This is a genomic window from Bradyrhizobium sp. DOA1 (assembly GCF_001593325.1).
Lineage (GTDB): Bacteria > Pseudomonadota > Alphaproteobacteria > Rhizobiales > Xanthobacteraceae > Bradyrhizobium.
The window spans coordinates 6154709-6170521 of the sequence record NZ_JXJM01000001.1 but is presented as its reverse complement, the minus strand read 5'-3'; the positions used below and the strand labels follow the sequence as shown (position 1 = coordinate 6170521).

Annotated in this window: 18 protein-coding genes, 1 tRNA gene and 1 pseudogene; 17 read left to right on the top strand and 3 right to left on the bottom strand. The window is 65.1% G+C overall.

All coding sequences use genetic code 11. The features are described 5' to 3' along the window. Window positions 1-13: 13 nt before the first annotated feature. On the top strand, window positions 14-409 hold the full coding sequence (locus tag SE91_RS28475; protein ID WP_061850014.1) for a RidA family protein: 396 nt from the start codon (window positions 14-16) through the stop codon (window positions 407-409). A gap of 12 nt (window positions 410-421) precedes the next feature. After that, entirely contained in the window at window positions 422-1297 is an 876-nt protein-coding gene (locus SE91_RS28470; protein WP_061850013.1) for an amidohydrolase family protein, read from the top strand. A gap of 109 nt (window positions 1298-1406) precedes the next feature. Here the strand turns inward: SE91_RS28470 and SE91_RS28465 are convergent. Next, window positions 1407-2414, bottom strand: a pseudogene (locus SE91_RS28465) (LLM class flavin-dependent oxidoreductase). Between the two features lie 213 nt (window positions 2415-2627). Here SE91_RS28465 and SE91_RS28460 point away from each other — a divergent pair. The 4 genes from SE91_RS28460 to SE91_RS28445 all read left to right on the top strand — a co-directional run bounded on the left by SE91_RS28460 (window position 2628) and on the right by SE91_RS28445 (window position 5167). Next, the gene (locus SE91_RS28460) at window positions 2628-3128 is read left to right on the top strand and encodes a peptidase associated/transthyretin-like domain-containing protein (RefSeq protein ID WP_061850012.1); all 501 of its coding nucleotides are present in this window, start codon (window positions 2628-2630) and stop codon (window positions 3126-3128) included. Between the two features lie 12 nt (window positions 3129-3140). Continuing rightward, a complete protein-coding gene (locus SE91_RS28455) occupies window positions 3141-3770 on the top strand; it encodes a ferric reductase-like transmembrane domain-containing protein (RefSeq protein WP_061850011.1) in 630 nt (209 codons plus the stop codon). 100 nt (window positions 3771-3870) lie between these two features. Further along, the gene (locus SE91_RS28450) at window positions 3871-4659 is read left to right on the top strand and encodes a class I SAM-dependent methyltransferase (RefSeq protein WP_061850010.1); all 789 of its coding nucleotides are present in this window, start codon (window positions 3871-3873) and stop codon (window positions 4657-4659) included. 22 nt (window positions 4660-4681) lie between these two features. After that, entirely contained in the window at window positions 4682-5167 is a 486-nt protein-coding gene (locus SE91_RS28445; RefSeq protein ID WP_061851381.1) for a cyclic nucleotide-binding domain-containing protein, read from the top strand. Between the two features lie 1264 nt (window positions 5168-6431). Here SE91_RS28445 and SE91_RS28440 read toward each other — a convergent pair. Both SE91_RS28440 and SE91_RS28435 read right to left on the bottom strand, forming a co-directional pair. Beyond that, window positions 6432-6782 carry a RidA family protein gene (locus tag SE91_RS28440; protein ID WP_082813942.1) on the bottom strand — a complete coding sequence of 117 codons (351 nt, stop codon included), beginning with the start codon at window positions 6780-6782 and terminating at the stop codon, window positions 6432-6434. A 43-nt stretch (window positions 6783-6825) separates the two neighbouring features. Next, window positions 6826-6900 (bottom strand) — tRNA-Thr (locus SE91_RS28435). A 314-nt stretch (window positions 6901-7214) separates the two neighbouring features. Here SE91_RS28435 and SE91_RS28430 point away from each other — a divergent pair. From SE91_RS28430 to SE91_RS28380, 11 genes are all read left to right on the top strand, one after another. Continuing rightward, window positions 7215-7400, top strand: a complete 186-nt coding sequence (locus SE91_RS28430) for a hypothetical protein (protein WP_060737478.1) — start codon at window positions 7215-7217, stop codon at window positions 7398-7400. Window positions 7401-7467: 67 nt separating this feature from the next. Then, window positions 7468-9174, top strand: a complete 1707-nt coding sequence (locus SE91_RS28425) for an FAD-dependent oxidoreductase (RefSeq protein WP_061850008.1) — start codon at window positions 7468-7470, stop codon at window positions 9172-9174. A gap of 183 nt (window positions 9175-9357) precedes the next feature. Further along, window positions 9358-9666, top strand: coding sequence for an EthD family reductase (locus tag SE91_RS28420; protein ID WP_061850007.1), 309 nt, complete (start codon window positions 9358-9360; stop codon window positions 9664-9666). A gap of 239 nt (window positions 9667-9905) precedes the next feature. Beyond that, window positions 9906-10415: a hypothetical protein gene (locus tag SE91_RS28415; protein WP_061850006.1), complete on the top strand. Its 510-nt coding sequence runs from the start codon at window positions 9906-9908 to the stop codon at window positions 10413-10415. A 127-nt stretch (window positions 10416-10542) separates the two neighbouring features. After that, complete coding sequence (locus SE91_RS28410; RefSeq protein WP_060734704.1) at window positions 10543-11367, top strand: alpha/beta fold hydrolase; 825 nt, start codon at window positions 10543-10545, stop codon at window positions 11365-11367. Window positions 11368-11422: 55 nt separating this feature from the next. Continuing rightward, window positions 11423-12082 carry an NAD(P)H-binding protein gene (locus tag SE91_RS28405; RefSeq protein WP_061850005.1) on the top strand — a complete coding sequence of 220 codons (660 nt, stop codon included), beginning with the start codon at window positions 11423-11425 and terminating at the stop codon, window positions 12080-12082. A gap of 82 nt (window positions 12083-12164) precedes the next feature. Continuing rightward, on the top strand, window positions 12165-12614 hold the full coding sequence (locus SE91_RS28400) for a DUF2948 family protein (protein ID WP_061850004.1): 450 nt from the start codon (window positions 12165-12167) through the stop codon (window positions 12612-12614). A gap of 122 nt (window positions 12615-12736) precedes the next feature. Then, window positions 12737-14032, top strand: a complete 1296-nt coding sequence (gene hisD / locus SE91_RS28395) for a histidinol dehydrogenase (RefSeq protein ID WP_061850003.1) — start codon at window positions 12737-12739, stop codon at window positions 14030-14032. Then, window positions 14029-14526: a UPF0262 family protein gene (locus tag SE91_RS28390; RefSeq protein WP_008543010.1), complete on the top strand. Its 498-nt coding sequence runs from the start codon at window positions 14029-14031 to the stop codon at window positions 14524-14526. Before hisD ends, SE91_RS28390 begins: the two co-directional genes overlap by 4 nt. 72 nt (window positions 14527-14598) lie before the next feature. Next, the gene (locus SE91_RS28385) at window positions 14599-15066 is read left to right on the top strand and encodes an arsenate-mycothiol transferase ArsC (RefSeq protein ID WP_061850002.1); all 468 of its coding nucleotides are present in this window, start codon (window positions 14599-14601) and stop codon (window positions 15064-15066) included. 277 nt (window positions 15067-15343) lie between these two features. Next, window positions 15344-15813: Maf family protein (locus tag SE91_RS28380; protein WP_061851380.1), on the top strand; the 470-nt coding region annotated here is incomplete at its 3' end.

The window sequence follows — 15813 nt, the reverse complement described above, 5'->3', positions numbered from 1 at the left end:
CAGGGAGCGCACCATGACGAGCCAATCGCGGCGCAGAAGCATTCACATCGGCGGCTTCAAGCACGTCAATCCGATTCCGAACGCCTGCCGCATCGGTAATCTCGTCATGTCAGGCGTCATCCTCGGCCGCGATCCCGCGACCAATGCGATGCCCGAGAGCCTCGACGCGCAATGCGCCAACATGTTCGCGCATATGAAGGCGACGGTGGAAGCCGCGGGCGGCACCACGGACGACATCATCAAGATGACGGTGTGGTTGAAGGACCGCTCGCAACGCGGCCCCGTCAATGTCGAGTGGCTGAAGATGTTTCCGGACGAGCATTCTCGGCCCGCGCGCCACGCGCTGCCGATGGACAACATGGACGGCGGCGCGCTGGTGCAGTGCGACTTCACCGCCGTGATCGACTGAAGGAGCGCCTGCATGCCGACCTATCTGCCGTTCGATCCCAATCCGCGCCGCCCGGTCAAGGCGCCGCCGCCGAAGACCATCGACAGCCAGTTTCACGTGCTGGGCCCGATCGAGAAATATCCGGAGCGGCCCGGTGCGGCCTATCGGATGCCGACCGCGACCTGGGAAGCGGCGCTGCGCATGCACAAGCAGCTCGGCATCGAGCGCGGCATCATTGTGCAGACCACGACCTATGGCGCCGACCATGCCGTCGTGCTCGACGGGCTCAAAGCGATGGGCCCGAACTATCGCGGCTGCGCCAATGCGCTGGTGTTCGCCGAGGCGAACGATGCCTATCTCGCCAGGCTGCATGACGCAGGCGTGCGCGGCGCCCGCTTCAGCTTCCGCCAGGAGCTCGGCGCCGTGTTGTCCGACGCCGATTTCGCCCGCGCCATCGCGCGCATCCGCGAGCTCGGCTGGTACGCCAAGATCCAGCCGGAGAAGGACGGCATCGTTTCCTCCGTCGCCAAGTATGAGAATCTCGACGTGCCCGTGCTGATCGATCACATGGCGCGCCCCGATCCCGAAGCCGGCAGGAACGATCCGAACCTGCGCAAGATGCTGGAGCTCCTTGCCAAGGGCAATTTCTGGGTCATGCTGTCGCTCGGCGAGAAGACCTCGAAGGCCGGCGCTCCCTATGATGACGTCATTCCGATCGCGCGCGCCTATATCGAGGCTGCCCCCGACCGCTGCGTCTGGGCCAGCGACTGGCCGCATCCGGTCTCGGTCAAGCAGCCGCCGAACGACGCCGATCTGCTCGAGCTGATGTACCGCTACGCGCGCGACCAGGCCGAGCTGGAGAAGATCCTGGTGCACAATCCGGCCAGGCTGTTCGGGTTTACGGATTAGACAGCCCCGCCGTCATTGCGAGGAGCGAAGCGACGAAGCAATCCAGACTGTTTCTGCGGAGGCAGGCTGGATTGCTTCGCTTCGCTCGCAATGACGAGCACGATCCCGCTCACACCACCGGCTGCTTCGCCAACCTCTCCCGCACCTCAGCCGCGATCTCGAACGAGCGCAGCCGCGCGGAATGGTCGTAGATCTGCCCCGTCGTCATCAGCTCGTCCGCGCCGGTCTCGAGGATCAGCGTCTTCAGCCTCTCTTCCACCATGGCCGGCGAGCCCACCGCCGAGCAGGATAGGGACTGGCCGACACCGGCCTTCTCCGCCGGCGACCACAGCGCGTCCATGTCGTCGACCGGGGGCGGCAGCGGGCCGGGCGTGCCGCGGCGCAAATTGATGAACTGCTGCTGCAGCGATGAGAACATCCGCCGGGCCTCGGCGTCGCTGTCGGCCGCGAACACGTTGACGCCGATCATCGCATAGGGCTTGTCGAGCTGCGCCGATGGCTCGAAGCGGGCGCGATATTCGCGCAGCGCCGGCATCATCATCTGAGGCGCGAAATGCGAGGCGAAGGCGAAGGGCAGCCCGAGCATCGCCGCAAGCTGTGCGCCAAAGGTGCTCGATCCCAGGATCCACAGCGGCACCTTGGTGCCCATCCCAGGCACGGCGCGGATCGCCTGGTTCGGCTGCACATCGCCGAGCAGTGCCTGCAACTCCAGCACGTCATGCGGAAAATTCTCTGACGTGGTGGCGAGGTCGCGCCGCAGCGCCCGCGCCGTAAACTGGTCGGTGCCCGGCGCGCGGCCGAGCCCGAGATCGATCCGCCCGGGATAGAGCGATTCCAGCGTGCCGAACTGCTCGGCGATGACCAGCGGTGAATGGTTCGGCAGCATGATTCCGCCGGAGCCGACCCGGATCGTCCTGGTCCCGCCCGCGACATGCCCGATCACCACGGATGTCGCCGCGCTCGCGATGCCCGTCATGTTGTGGTGCTCGGCCAGCCAGAACCGCTTGTAGCCTCATTTCTCCGCATGCTGGGCGAGATCGAGCGAATTGCGAAACGCCTGCGACGCGTCGCCGCCCTGGCGGATCGGCGCGAGGTCGAGCACGGAAAAGGGTATCATGTGGGAAACCTGACGTGAGGGGATCTGCGCGGCGAGCCGCGTAAGGACACATGTAGTGTCAGGAAGACACTCTCGCTTGAAGGTTCGGACAGCCCCCGTCCCCGTTCACAACACTGTTATTGCGGCCTCTGGCGCCCTTCGTCGCAACTGGGCGTTTTGCGCCTGTTGTTGTAGCCTGCGGAGGCAGCCGCAGGGGTGCCAGGAGGAACCGACATGACCACGGTATTCAACCGCCGAAGCCTGCTCGTCGCGGGCGGCTCCGTCCTCGCAACCGGGGTCTTGGCATCCGCCGTTCCCGGCCTCCTGTTGCCCGCCCGTGCGGCAGGCCTCGCGCCGACCGAAACCATGTCGGGCGGGGCGAACAATTACCGCAAGGGCGCGGCGATCGTGGACCGCATCGGCAAGGGCGGCTTCTGGATGAGCGGCACCGTCCGCCGCGCCGGCGACGGCGCGCCGCTTTCCGGGCAGCGCATCCAGATCTGGGCGCACACGGTGGAAGGGCAGGAGCACGAGCCGCAGAGCCACGGCGCCACGCTCACTGACAAGGACGGCAAGTTCCGGCTCGAGATGCCGCAGATCATTCCCATCTTCGGCCAGCCGCACGGCCACCTCGCCTATGACAGCGGCGAGTTCAAGACAGTCTTTCTGCGGCCGATCATGCGTAGCGCAAAGGAAACCAGCCTCGAGGCGCACTTCGTGCTGCAGCCGGCCTGATCGGGCTAGCGAATGACGGAGTGGAGATCGGCGCGGGCGATCCTGATCTGGGTCGCCCTTGCCCTGGCCATCGGCGTGCCGGTCGCGCTGGCCGAGACCAGCGAGCAGCTCGCATGGCGCGGTCCGGTCTATATCCTCGCCGGCTTCGCCGGGATCATCGCCCTCGGTCTCGTGCTGGTGCAGCCGCTGCTGATCGGCGGATACCTGCCGGGCCTGTCGGCCTATCGCGGGCGGCGTGCCCATCATTGGATCGGCGGCACACTGGTGCTGGCTGTGGTGATCCACGTCGCCGGCCTCTGGATCACCAGCCCGCCCGACATGATCGACGCCCTGACCTATGCGTCGCCGACCCCGTTCTCCCCCTTCGGCGTCACCGCGATGTGGGCCATCTTCATCGTCGCGCTTCTGGCGCTGCTGCGCCGGCGATTGGGCCTGCGCCTGCGAACCTGGCGCATCATCCATATCCCGCTCGCCATCGTCATCGTCGTCGGCAGCGTGGTCCATTGCCTCTTGATCGAGGGGACGATGGAGACGATCTCGAAAGCGGCACTGTGCGTGCTGGTGCTTGTGGCGGCCGCAAAGGTGATAGCCGATCTTTGGCGGAGGCGGACGCTGCGCGGTGAGAGTGTCGCACGGCAGTAGGCCAACGCGGGCCAGGGTCCACCAGACACTTTCCCGATCCCAACCTTTGTGCGCAGAATGCGCCCGCCAAGGATCGTCATCGGGCCGGGAGGATCTCAACATGGCAGAGCAGACCATTCGCTTTGACGACGGTGCCGCCTACGAGCAGATGATGGGAATTTGGAGCCGCTTCGCCGGCGAAATATTCCTCGACTGGATGGCACCACCCGCGGGTTTGCGGTGGATCGACATCGGTTGCGGCAACGGGGCCTTCACTGAGCTGTTAGTCGCGCGATGCAGCCCCGCCGAAGTCCAGGGCATCGATCCCTCCGCAGAGCAACTCGCTTTTGCACGGACTCGGCCTGGAGCGCGCGTGGCAAAGTTTCGCCAGGGCGATGCCATGGCACTCCCTTTCGCCGATGGCAGCTTCGATGCGGCTGTGATGGCGCTGGTTCTCGTGTTCGTTCCGGATCCCGCCAAGGGCATCAGCGAAATGGTGCGAGTCGTTGCTCCCGGCGGCGTCGTCGCGACGTATATGTGGGACATGTTGGGCGGCGGCTTTCCGCTTGATCCGATCTACGAGCAGATAAAGGCCATGGGTCTTGAGGCGACCCGTCCGCCGCGGATGGACGCGTCTCGAATGCAAGCGTTGCAAGACCTGTGGATCGGAGCAGGTCTGGAGGAGGTGCAAACGCGAGAGATCACCGTGCACCGGACTTTCGCAGATTTCGATGATTTCTGGACCACAGGTCTGAAGTCACCGGCGCTTCGGCCTACCATCGCCGCGATGAAGCCTGGCGACCTCGAGATGCTCATCTCGCGCGTCCGTGCGAACCTGCCGGCGGATGCCGACGGCCGCATCACCTGCAGTGCGCGCGCACACGCGATCAAGGGGCGCAGGCCCAGATAGCTCCGCAGCGCGGAGGATGGTCATGGCTGTCAGCGCTCCCGACCTGAAAACGTTCCTGCTCGCGACGCCGTTCTTCGGCGGTCTTTCGGAGGCCGGGCTCGATCTCCTTATCTCGATGCTGGTCGAGCGCCGCTTCGATGCCGGCGCGACCGTCGTGGCCGAAGGCGAGCCGGGACGCTCGATGTTCATCGTCGAATCCGGTCGGCTCGCGGTGAGCAAGCGGACGAGTTCGGGCAGCATCATCCCGATCTCCGTTCTGGAGCGAGGCGACTTCTTCGGCGAGATGACGCTGATCGAAATGCAAAGCCGCTCCGCCACGGTGGTCGCAGAGGTGCCGACGGTGCTGTTTGAGCTGACCGCGAAGAATCTCTACGCCTGCTACAAGGCCGACATCCACGCCTATGTGATCGTCCTGCAGAACATCAACCGCGAGCTATGCCGGCGGCTGCGCCGGGCGGATGAGCGGTTTACCGCGCGTCAGGTGCGTGAAGACAATGACGATGCGTAGATGCGCAGGATGGGTAGAGCGCTTGCGAAAACCCATCGTTTTTGGCCCGCGCTGCAAGGACGTGATGGGTTTCGCTGCGCTCTACCCATCCTACGAGCTGCGCGCTACGGCGCATAAGGCTCGCACCCGTCCTGCGCGCCGGCGCCTCGATGCGGCTACAGCAACGCCATCGAATGCAGCGAGTTCCGATGGAAGCCGAAGGCAACAATGCCGGAAAGAAGCAACGCGGTCCCAATCACGATCAGGCAAAATGCAAGCACTATCGGAGCCCCCTGGTTCGTCATGAATGACAAAGACGATAATGGATAAAATTTTACCGACAATCGAAAGGAAGGATTAACCTTACCTGCGCGGCCGATCGCGACCCGTCGGGCAAAGCACCTAAGCCCCGTCAAGTCCCCGGCGCAAAAATATTCCACTTTGCCGAAATTCGGTTTTGGCGTATGTGTCGCTTCATCCCGGCTCACCAAGAGGGGCGATCTCGAGGTCGTCTTGATCGCGAGCCGGGCTTGCGGTGGACGCGGCAGCGTCGGCACGAGATGGGGCGGGCAGGGCGGGTAGTCCCTGTGAGCCCGACACCCGCGTGCGGACGAGCGGCGCTGTTCAGTTCGTCGCGCCGACATTTCGATGGCGATGTGCACAATGCCGTCGAACCCTGTGGCGCCGACGAATGCGCGTACGGCAAAACCGTGTGGTCCTGGCCGTCGTTGCTACGGTCAAGCCTTTCGCGGAGATGCGAGCGAGCCCAACCGGGCAGACTGCATCAATTCGCGGGGCGAGGGAGGCCAGAAAGAACTCGGCTCCCGGGAGAGCACGGCATAAGCCGTCCGACCATCGCGCAGGGAAGGCCGAGTGATCGGCACCACCTGTATGCTGCTGTGCGGTTCTTCCTGCGTGTGCATTTCGCGCAGCGGACCGCGGGTGCCTGTCGGCACCCGGCCTTCCCTGCGCCCTCTTCAAGGAAGAGGGTCAAGGAAACGGGCAAAACTCGGGCGCTTCCAGCCGCGAGAACGCTGCGTCATGTGTGGACATCAGAATGACCGAACGGTCGCGCCTCGCCGGTGCATATGGATCGACTTCCCCCCGCGGCCATCCTTCGAGACGCCCGCCGTTGGCGGGCCCTCAGGATGAGGACCTAGTGCGTGGCTGTCCGTTCAACGCATCGATGCTGCTGAGCCTCATCCTGAGGAGACCGCGAAGCGGTCGTCTCGAAGGACGAGGCCCGCGCTCAGCCCTACAAGATGTCCTATGCAATGGGCCTGTCTCAGCGACGCGCTGCAATTGCCGTCAGCTCCAGCTTGACGCCCGGGCCGAGGTCCGCAACGCCCAGCGCGGCGCGCGCCGGCAGATGCTCCGCGGTGAAATAGCGCTTCCACACCTGGTTGAGCGCGGCCTTGTCGGCGAGATCAGTCACGAAGATCGTCACCTGGAGAACACAGGAAAGATCGGAGCCGGCCCCTTCGAGCAGCGTCTTCAACTGGCGAAGCACGTCGTCTGCCTGGCCCGCCATGTCGAGGGCGGTATCCTCGGGAACGATGCCTCCGAGATAGAGCACGCCGTTGTGCTCGACGATCTCGTGGAGCAGTCCTTCATAGGGCAGGGAACGTTTGATCACGATGGCATCCGTACGGTGTTGCGCACGCTTCAATGGGGAAAGCTGGTGCTGCCGGACAGGATTGAACTGTCGACCTCTCCCTTACCAAGGGAGTGCTCTACCACTGAGCTACGGCAGCAAATGCTGGCACAGAATCGGGCCGCGACCGGGCCCGCCAAGCGGGGCGATGGATGCCACAAGGCCCCCTCATGTGCAAGCTTGGCGGCCCCGTCAAATTGAGAAAATCGGCGCCGTTGCCGGCCGGAATCGGCCCGTTTGCCCCGAAATGACCGATTTTGAACGATTTTGGTCCCGCTGATGTCCCAGCCAACTGGCCAGTTGGCCGTGCCGGCGGATTCGGCCCACTTTGAAGTTCGCGCGATCGGTTCGCGCTCGCCTCTTGAGCTGTCGTATTCCTTGGGCATGCTAGCAGCCCTCTTGAAGAGCCCAGGTATGACCGACGAGACCGATAAAGCAGCGCGCGGCCGGGACGGGCGGCAGGACCGGCTGAAATCGGCCCTGCGCGAAAACCTGAAGCGGCGGAAGGTGCAGGCGCGTGAACGCGCCGCAATCGCCGACCCCTCGCAGGACGACCATGGTTCCCTCGATGAGGGGGCCGCCGACAAGACCGGGAATTGAAGTCCGGCAAGTGAAGACCGGCCGTTGCAGGCCGACTCGAATTATTTTGGAGTGCATGACAGTGGCCATGGGGCAGGACAAACAGCAACGAACCGACCGCGACGCGCAGATGGCGCGGTTCACCCGCCCCGAGCAGACCTTTCCGGCGCTGACGCCCGCCGAGATCGAGCGCATCAGGCATTTCGGCGAGGTCCGCAGCTACCAAGACGGCGAGTTCCTATTCGAGACCGGCAAGCCCGGTCCCGGCATGTTCGTCGTGCTGAAAGGCCATGTCGCCATCACTCAGCGCGACGGGCTCGGTCATGTTACCCCGGTGATCGACCAGGGGCCGGGACAATTTTTGGCCGAGCTCAGCCAGCTCTCGGGACAGCCGGCGCTGGTCGACGGCCGCGCCGAGGGCGATGTCGAGACGCTGCTGCTGCCGCCGGACCGACTGCGCGCGCTGCTGGTGGCCGAGGCCGAGCTCGGCGAGCGCATCATGCGCGCGCTGATCCTGCGCCGGGTCAATCTGATCCAGGGCGGCGTCGGCGGCCCGGTGCTGATCGGCCCGTCGCATTCGACCGGCGTCGTGCGCCTGCAAGGCTTTCTCACCCGCAACGGCCAGCCGCATCATCTGCTCGATCCCGAGCATGACACCGACGCCGCCGAATTGATCGCGCGCTATTCGCCGAAGCCCGAAGACTGGCCGCTCGTCGTCGCCGCTGACGGCACGGTGCTGCGCAATCCCAACGAGACCGCGCTTGCGCGCGCCATCGGCATGATCGGCGGGGCGAAGGGCGACCGCATTTACGACGTTGCGGTCGTCGGCTGCGGTCCGGCCGGACTCGCCACCGCCGTGTATGCGGCGTCCGAAGGGCTGTCCGTCGCCGTGCTCGACATCCGCGCCTTCGGCGGCCAGGCCGGCGCCAGTGCGCGAATCGAGAACTATCTGGGCTTTCCGACCGGCATTTCCGGTCAGGCCCTGACTGCACGCGCCTTCACCCAGGCGCAGAAGTTCGGCGCCGACATCATGATCCCCGTCACGGTGAAGTCGCTCGACTGCACGCGCAAGGACGGCGCATTTTCGGTGGCGCTCGACGGCTGCGATCCCTTGCGCTCGCGCGCGGTGGTGGTCGCGAGCGGCGCGCGTTATCGCCGGCCTGAGATCGAGAACCTCGACAAGTTCGAGGGACGCGGCGTCTGGTACTGGGCCTCGCCGGTCGAGGCACGGCTCTGCGCCGGCGAGGAGGTGGCTCTGGTCGGTGCCGGCAATTCGGCCGGGCAGGCGGCCGTGTTCCTCTCGGGCCATGCCAAAAAAGTGCTGATGATTATCCGCGGCGGCGGCTTGGGCGCCAGCATGTCGCGCTATCTCATCGAGCGCATCGAAGCGACGCCGAACATCGAATTGATGTTCAACACCGAGATCACGGCGCTCGAAGGCGACGAGGCCGCGCTGCTGCGGCGCATCCGGTGGAAGAGCCGGCTGTCGTCGGATGAGGACGCCGCCGACATCCGCAACCTCTTCCTGTTCGTCGGCGCCGATCCCGCCACCTCCTGGCTCGACGGCTGCGGCGTCACGCTCGATCGCGGCGGCTTCGTCGTGACGGGCGCGCAGTCCGAGCAGAACCAGGGGCGGCTCGTGGCGCCGCTGGAGACCTCCGTGCCCGGCGTCTACGCCGTCGGCGACGTCCGCTCCGGCTCGGTCAAGCGCGTCGGCGGCGCGATCGGCGAAGGCGCCCAGGTCGTGGCGTCCCTGCACGGCTATCTCGGCGACGCCGCCAAACCGGCGCTTTGAGCACGGTCCGGCAAAGTGTGAAGCGGTTTGCCGGCAAGATCGTGCTCAAAAATATAAGTCAAGGACAAGACAAGCGAATGGCAAGCGGAATCCGGCTTGCCATCGCGCCGCATCCTGCGGACTATCGCTTCGTCGCGAGGCCGATTGCGCTTCGAAGAACAATATTCACAACGGGAGGACCAAATGGCTGAAGTCGTCGTGCTCTACAAGACGCCCAAAGATGCTGCCGCCTTCGACAAATACTATGCCGAGACCCACATTCCCCTCGCCAAGAAACTTCCCGGCCTGAAGAAATACGCCGTGAGCAAGGGACCGGTCGCGTCTCCCGCTGGACCATCCGGAATCCATCTCGTCGCCGTCCTCACCTTCGACAGCGTGGCCGACGTCCAGGCGGCATTCGGCAGCCCGGAAGGCAAGGCGACCGGCGCCGATGTGCCGAAATTCGCCAGCGGCGGCGCCGATCTGCTGATCTTCGACACCAAGGAAGTTTGACGCTCAAAATAAACAACATCGGCTCGCCGGTCGCGGGCCGATGTTGAGGCGTTCGATTCAACTTTCGTCGAAAGCCTGCCGTCGCACGTTGCAGCACTGCAAGAAATCCGGGCAGGCGTTGTCAATTTGCACGGCGGCGCATGGCTTGCTTCGCATATGCGGCGATAGCGCATGTGGCAATCCGATGAGGACCGTAATACTACTCTCATCATCTCAATGCTGAGAGTAGGAGAGATGCCATGATGCTTGGATTGAGCCTGCAAGCCCTAACGCTGATCCATGTCATCATCAGCCTGATCGCCATCGCTGCTGGCCTCGTGGTGATGTTCGGCCTGCTAGGCTCGAAGCCGATGCCGGCCCTCACCGCGACCTTCCTGCTGTTCACCATTCTCACCAGCGCCACCGGCTTCCTGTTTCCGTTCAAGGAGCTGTTGCCATCGCACGTCATCGGCATCATCTCCCTGGTGCTGCTCGCCATCGCCTGCTTCGCGCTCTACAGCATGAAGCTCAAAGGTGTCTGGCGTCCGGTGTACATCGTGACCGCGATGATCTCGCTCTATTTCAACGTCTTCGTGCTGGTGATCCAGTCGTTCCTGAAGGTACCGGCGCTCGCCGCGCTCGCGCCCGCCGTGCCGCCGGCGCCGCCGTCGGGTCCGGTCTTCGCCGTGGTGCAGGGCATCGTGCTGGTGTTCTTCGTCGTGCTCACCATCGGTGCCTGGCGCCGCTTCAGGCCGATGGCGTTCGCCTGATCACCAATCTCTCGTCATTCCGGGCATCGCGCAGCGATGAGCCCGAAATCTCGATCAGCAATCTCCAGATTCCGGGTTCGCGCTGGTGCGCGCCCCGGAATGACGTCTCTACTCATAGGAGCCCACAATGCCCACCATCACCACCAAAGACGGCGTCGAGATCTTCTACAAGGATTGGGGCTCGGGCCAGCCGATCGTGTTCAGCCATGGCTGGCCGCTGTCGTCGGACGATTGGGACGCGCAGATGCTGTATTTCGTCGCGCGCGGCTATCGCGTCATCGCCCATGACCGCCGCGGCCATGGCCGCTCGGCGCAGGTCGCCGATGGTCACGACATGGACCATTATGCCGACGACCTCGCCGCGCTCACCGCGCATCTCGATCTCAAGAATGCCATTCACGTCGGCCACTCCACCGGCGGCGGCGAGGTCGTGCACTACATCGCGCGCCACGGCGACAGCCGGGTGGCGAAGGCCGCGATCCTCTCGGCGGTGCCGCCGCTGATGGTGCAGACCGCGGCCAATCCCGGCGGCCTGCCGAAGAGCGTGTTCGACGATCTCCAGAAGCAGCTCGCCGCCAGCCGCACGCAATTTTACCGCGACCTCCCGGCCGGCCCGTTCTACGGCTACAACCGTCCCGGCGCAAAACCGTCGGAAGCCGTGATCCAGAACTGGTGGCGCCAGGGCATGATGGGCGGCGCCAAGGCGCATTACGACGGTATCGTCGCGTTCTCGCAGACCGACTTCACCGAGGATCTGAAGAAGATCAACGTGCCCGTGCTGGTGATGCACGGCGACGACGACCAGATCGTTCCTTACGCCGATTCCGCGCCGCTGTCGGCCAAGCTGCTGAAGAACGGCACGCTGAAGACCTACAAGGGTTTCCCGCACGGCATGCCGACCACGCACGCCGAGACGATCAACGCGGACCTGCTAGCTTTTTTCAAGGCGTAAAGCTTCAGAAGATGGGGCTCGCGGTTGGAGCTGCGAGCCCGATGGGACCGTTCCGATGAAAGTCATCGTCTTCGGCGCGACGGGCATGGTCGGGCAGGGCGTCTTGCGCGAATGCCTGGTTGATCGCGGCATCGACCGCGTGCTCGTGGTCGGACGCAGCCCAACCGGCGTGCGCAACGACAAGCTCGCCGAGATCATCCACGACGATTTCACGGACTATTCGGCGATCGAGGCGCAGCTCACGGGCTTCGATGCCTGCTTTTTTTGCCTCGGCGTGTCCTCGATCGGCATGAGCGAGCAGCGCTACCGTCACCTGACCTATGATCTCACGCTTGCCGCTGCGACGGCGCTGGCGAAGCTCAATCCGCAGATGACATTCGTCTATGTCACCGGTGCCGGCACCGATTCCACCGAGCAGGGATCGCGGATGTGGGCGCGGATCAAGGGCAAGACCGAGAACGATCTGTTCAAGCTGCCGTTCAAAGCCGCCTACATGTTCCGTCCCGGCGCCATCCAGCCCCTGCACGGCGCCCGGTCCAAGACCGCCTGGGTGCAGGCCGTTTACACCGCAACCTGGCCACTCTGGTCGGTGCTGCGCCGAATCTCGCCGTCGCTCGTCACTTCGACCGAGCAGATCGGCCGCGGCATGATCCGCGTCGCCCGGGAGGGATATGAGCGGAAAGTGCTGGAGATGGAGGATATCAATAGCCTCTAGGTCGCTGCCTCGTTAGCTTGTCGCGGAAATTTCGGCGCCCGCGCGCGTTGAGTCCCCCCATCCTGAAGGAGGAGCGCCGGCGATGTCTCCCCAGCTCAAACTGATTGCACTGGACGCCGATGATCTCGCGGTCATCTCGACCCATGTCCAGGACGCCCGTGTCCAGGCCTCCGACATCATCTGGCGGCAGAACGAGAAGCGGCTGGTGGTCGGCATGAGCCGGCTGGACTGGGAGCAGACGCTGGAGGGCGAGACCGAGCCGCGCCGACTGGTCGCCGCGCTCCGCTTCGACCGCGTGCTCGCCTGCAAGTCGCGCAATATCGACCTCGCCGCGCCGGACAAGGTTTTGGACCTCATCGGAATCGAATTTCACCCCCGGGACGGCCGCAACGAGGAGCCTGGTGGCAGTGCCCTGCTCTTGTTCGCCCAGGGCGGCGCCATCCGCCTCGACGTCGAATGCCTGGAATGCGAGCTGACCGACCTCGGGGCGGACGCGCTGGGAACGGGCGCGGGGGTCGAGGGGGAGGGGTGAGGTGGTCCCCAGCGCCCGGGCGGCACCAGTGGAAGGGTTGACGGCGGGGGGCCGCCGCGCCATTGAGCAGGGGTCGGGTGAGCCAGCCCGCTCCAAAAGACCAGCCAAAAGACCATCCTAAAATGCCCGTTCGTCTCGACCGCAGCAGCGCCGATTTTGACCAGCGATTCGCGGCCTTTCTCGCCGCCAAGCGCGAGGTCTCGGCCGACGTCGAGGCCGCCGCGCGCGCGATCGTCGATGACGTCGCCAGGCGCGGCGATGCGGCTCTGCTCGAGGCCACGCAGAAATTCGACCGGCTGACGCTGGACGCAACCTCCATGCGCGTCACTGCCGCCGAGATCGAGGCCGCGACAAAGGCCTGCGATGCCGCGACGCTGGATGCGCTCGAGCTCGCGCGCGACCGCATCGAGACTTATCACCGCCGTCAGCTCCCGGCGGACGAGCGCTTCACCGATCCCCTCGGCGTCGAGCTCGGCTGGCGCTACACCGCGATCGAATCCGCCGGCCTCTATGTGCCCGGCGGCACCGCGGCCTATCCGTCCTCGGTGCTGATGAACGCGGTGCCCGCCAAGGTCGCCGGCGTCGCGCGCCTGGTCATGGTGGTGCCCTCGCCCGACGGCAAGCTCAACCCGCTGGTGCTGGCGGCCGCCCATCTCGGCGGCGTCACCGAGATCTATCGCGTCGGCGGTGCGCAGGCCGTGGCCGCGCTAGCGCACGGCACCGCGACGATCGCACCGGTCGCCAAGATCGTCGGTCCCGGCAACGCCTATGTCGCCGCCGCCAAGCGGCTGGTGTTCGGCAAGGTCGGCATCGACATGATCGCCGGCCCCTCCGAGGTGCTCGTCATCGCCGACGACACCGGTAATGCCGACTGGATCGCGGCAGACTTGCTGGCGCAGGCCGAGCATGACGCGAGCGCGCAGTCGATCCTGATCACCGATTCCGCGCGGCTTGCCGCCGACGTCGAAAAGGCCGTCGCAGCGCAGCTGAAGGCACTGCCGCGCGCCGCGATCGCAGGCGCCTCGTGGAATGATTTCGGCGCGATCATCATGGTGAAAAATCTCACCGATGCCATCCCGCTCGCGGACGCCATCGCCGCCGAGCATCTCGAGATCATGACTGTCGATCCCGAGGAGCTCGCTGCAAAGATCCGCAACGCCGGCGCGGTGTTCCTCGGGGCGCACACGCCGGAGGCCATCGGCGACTATGTCGGCGGCTCCAACCACGTGCTGCCGACCGCGCGTTCGGCGCGATTCTCCTCAGGGCTGGGGGTCGCCGATTTCATGAAGCGCACCTCGATCCTGAAATGCGGCCCGGACCAGCTGCGCGCGCTGGGACCTGCCGCGATGACGCTCGGACAAGCGGAGGGGTTAGATGCCCATTCGCGCTCGATTGGATTGCGCCTCAATCTGTCATGACAAAGCCGCCCGAACAGGACGACTCGACCAATCGCATCGTCGGCGTCACGCTCGACGAGGACTCGATCGGCCGTTCCGGGCCCGACATCGAGCATGAGCGCGCGATCGCGATCTACGATTTGATCGAGCAGAACCTGTTCGCGCCCGACGGCGCCGAAGGGCAGGGCCCGTTCACGCTGCATATCGGCATCACCGGTAACCGCCTGATGTTCGACATTCGCCGCGAGGACGGCACGCCCGTGGTCGCGCATCTGTTGTCGCTGACGCCGTTCCGGCGGATCGTGAAGGACTATTTCATGATCTGTGACAGCTACTATCAGGCGATCCGCACCGCAACGCCGGACAAGATCGAGGCCATCGACATGGGCCGCCGCGGCATCCATGACGAGGGATCGCGCACGCTGCAGGAGCGTCTGAAGGGCAAGGTGCGGGTCGATTTCGAGACCTCGCGCCGGCTGTTCACGCTCATCACCGTCCTGCATTGGAAGGGGTGAGCGCGCATGATCCCGAAAAGTGGGAACCGGTTTTCGGATCGGATCATGCGCAAAAACAAAAGAGCGTAAGCGATGGCTGCGCCCCCACGCGCAAGCAATCCCCAGTCCGTGCTATTCGCCTGCGCGATGAACAGTGTGCGCTCGCCGATGGCCGAGAGCCTGTTGCAGCGCATGTTTCCGCAAGGGCTCTACGTCAAATCGGCCGGGACCAGAAAGGGCGAGCTCGATCCGTTTGCGGTGTCCGTGATGGCCGAGCTCGGGCAGGACATCTCCGCGCACAAGCCGCAGACCTTCGAGGAGCTAGAGGACTGGGAGGGGCTGAACTTCGACCTCATCATCACGCTGTCGCCTGAGGCGCACCACAAGGCCCTGGAGCTGACGCGGACCCTCGCGGCCGATGTCGAATATTGGCCGACCATGGATCCCACCACCATCGAAGGCAGTCGCGACCAGAAGCTCGCCGCCTATCGCGAGGTCTGCGATCAGCTGTTGATGCGTATCCGCCGGCGATTCGCGAAGGTGGGCGCGGCGTCGGGCTGATCGAGCCCCGGACGCAGCGCAGCTGTGTCTTCGCGATGCGCTGCAGGCCGGGGCCCATCTCACCACATGCGCAAGGCCATGGGTCCCGGCTCAGCGTCGCGGCATTTCAATGCCGCGACGCGTCCGGGAGACGAGACCTGCCGTAACACCTGCGTCACAGACTGAGGGCACACGCGTGGTGGCAACTGAATCACCTCCGGTTCCCGGGTTGTGAAATCAGCCCCCTTCCGATAGGTTCCGCGCGCAATCCACCCCGCTTCATCCCCCAAATCACCTGATGCTCGGCCGCCCCAAATTCGTACTTGCCTCCGGTTCGCCGCGTCGGCTGTCGCTGCTCAACCAGGCCGGCATCGAGCCGGACGCGCTCCGGCCGGCCGACGTCGACGAGACGCCGAGGCGGGGCGAGCTGCCGCGTGCCTGCGCCAATCGGCTCGCCCGGGCCAAGGCCGATGCGGCGCTCAAATCGGTGCAGCTGGATGACGAGCTCCGCGGCGCCTTCATCCTCTCCGCCGACACCGTGGTCGCGGTCGGCCGCCGCATCCTGCCCAAGGCGAACCTCGTCGACGAAGCCGCGCAGTGCCTGCGGCTGCTGTCGGGCCGCAACCACCGCGTCTACACCGCGATCTGCCTGGTCACGCCGCGCGAGGCCTTCCGCCAGCGTCTGGTCGAGACTCGCGTCCGCTTCAAGCGCCTGTCGGAGGACGACATCCAGGCCTATATCGGCTCCGGCGAATGGCGCGGCAAAGC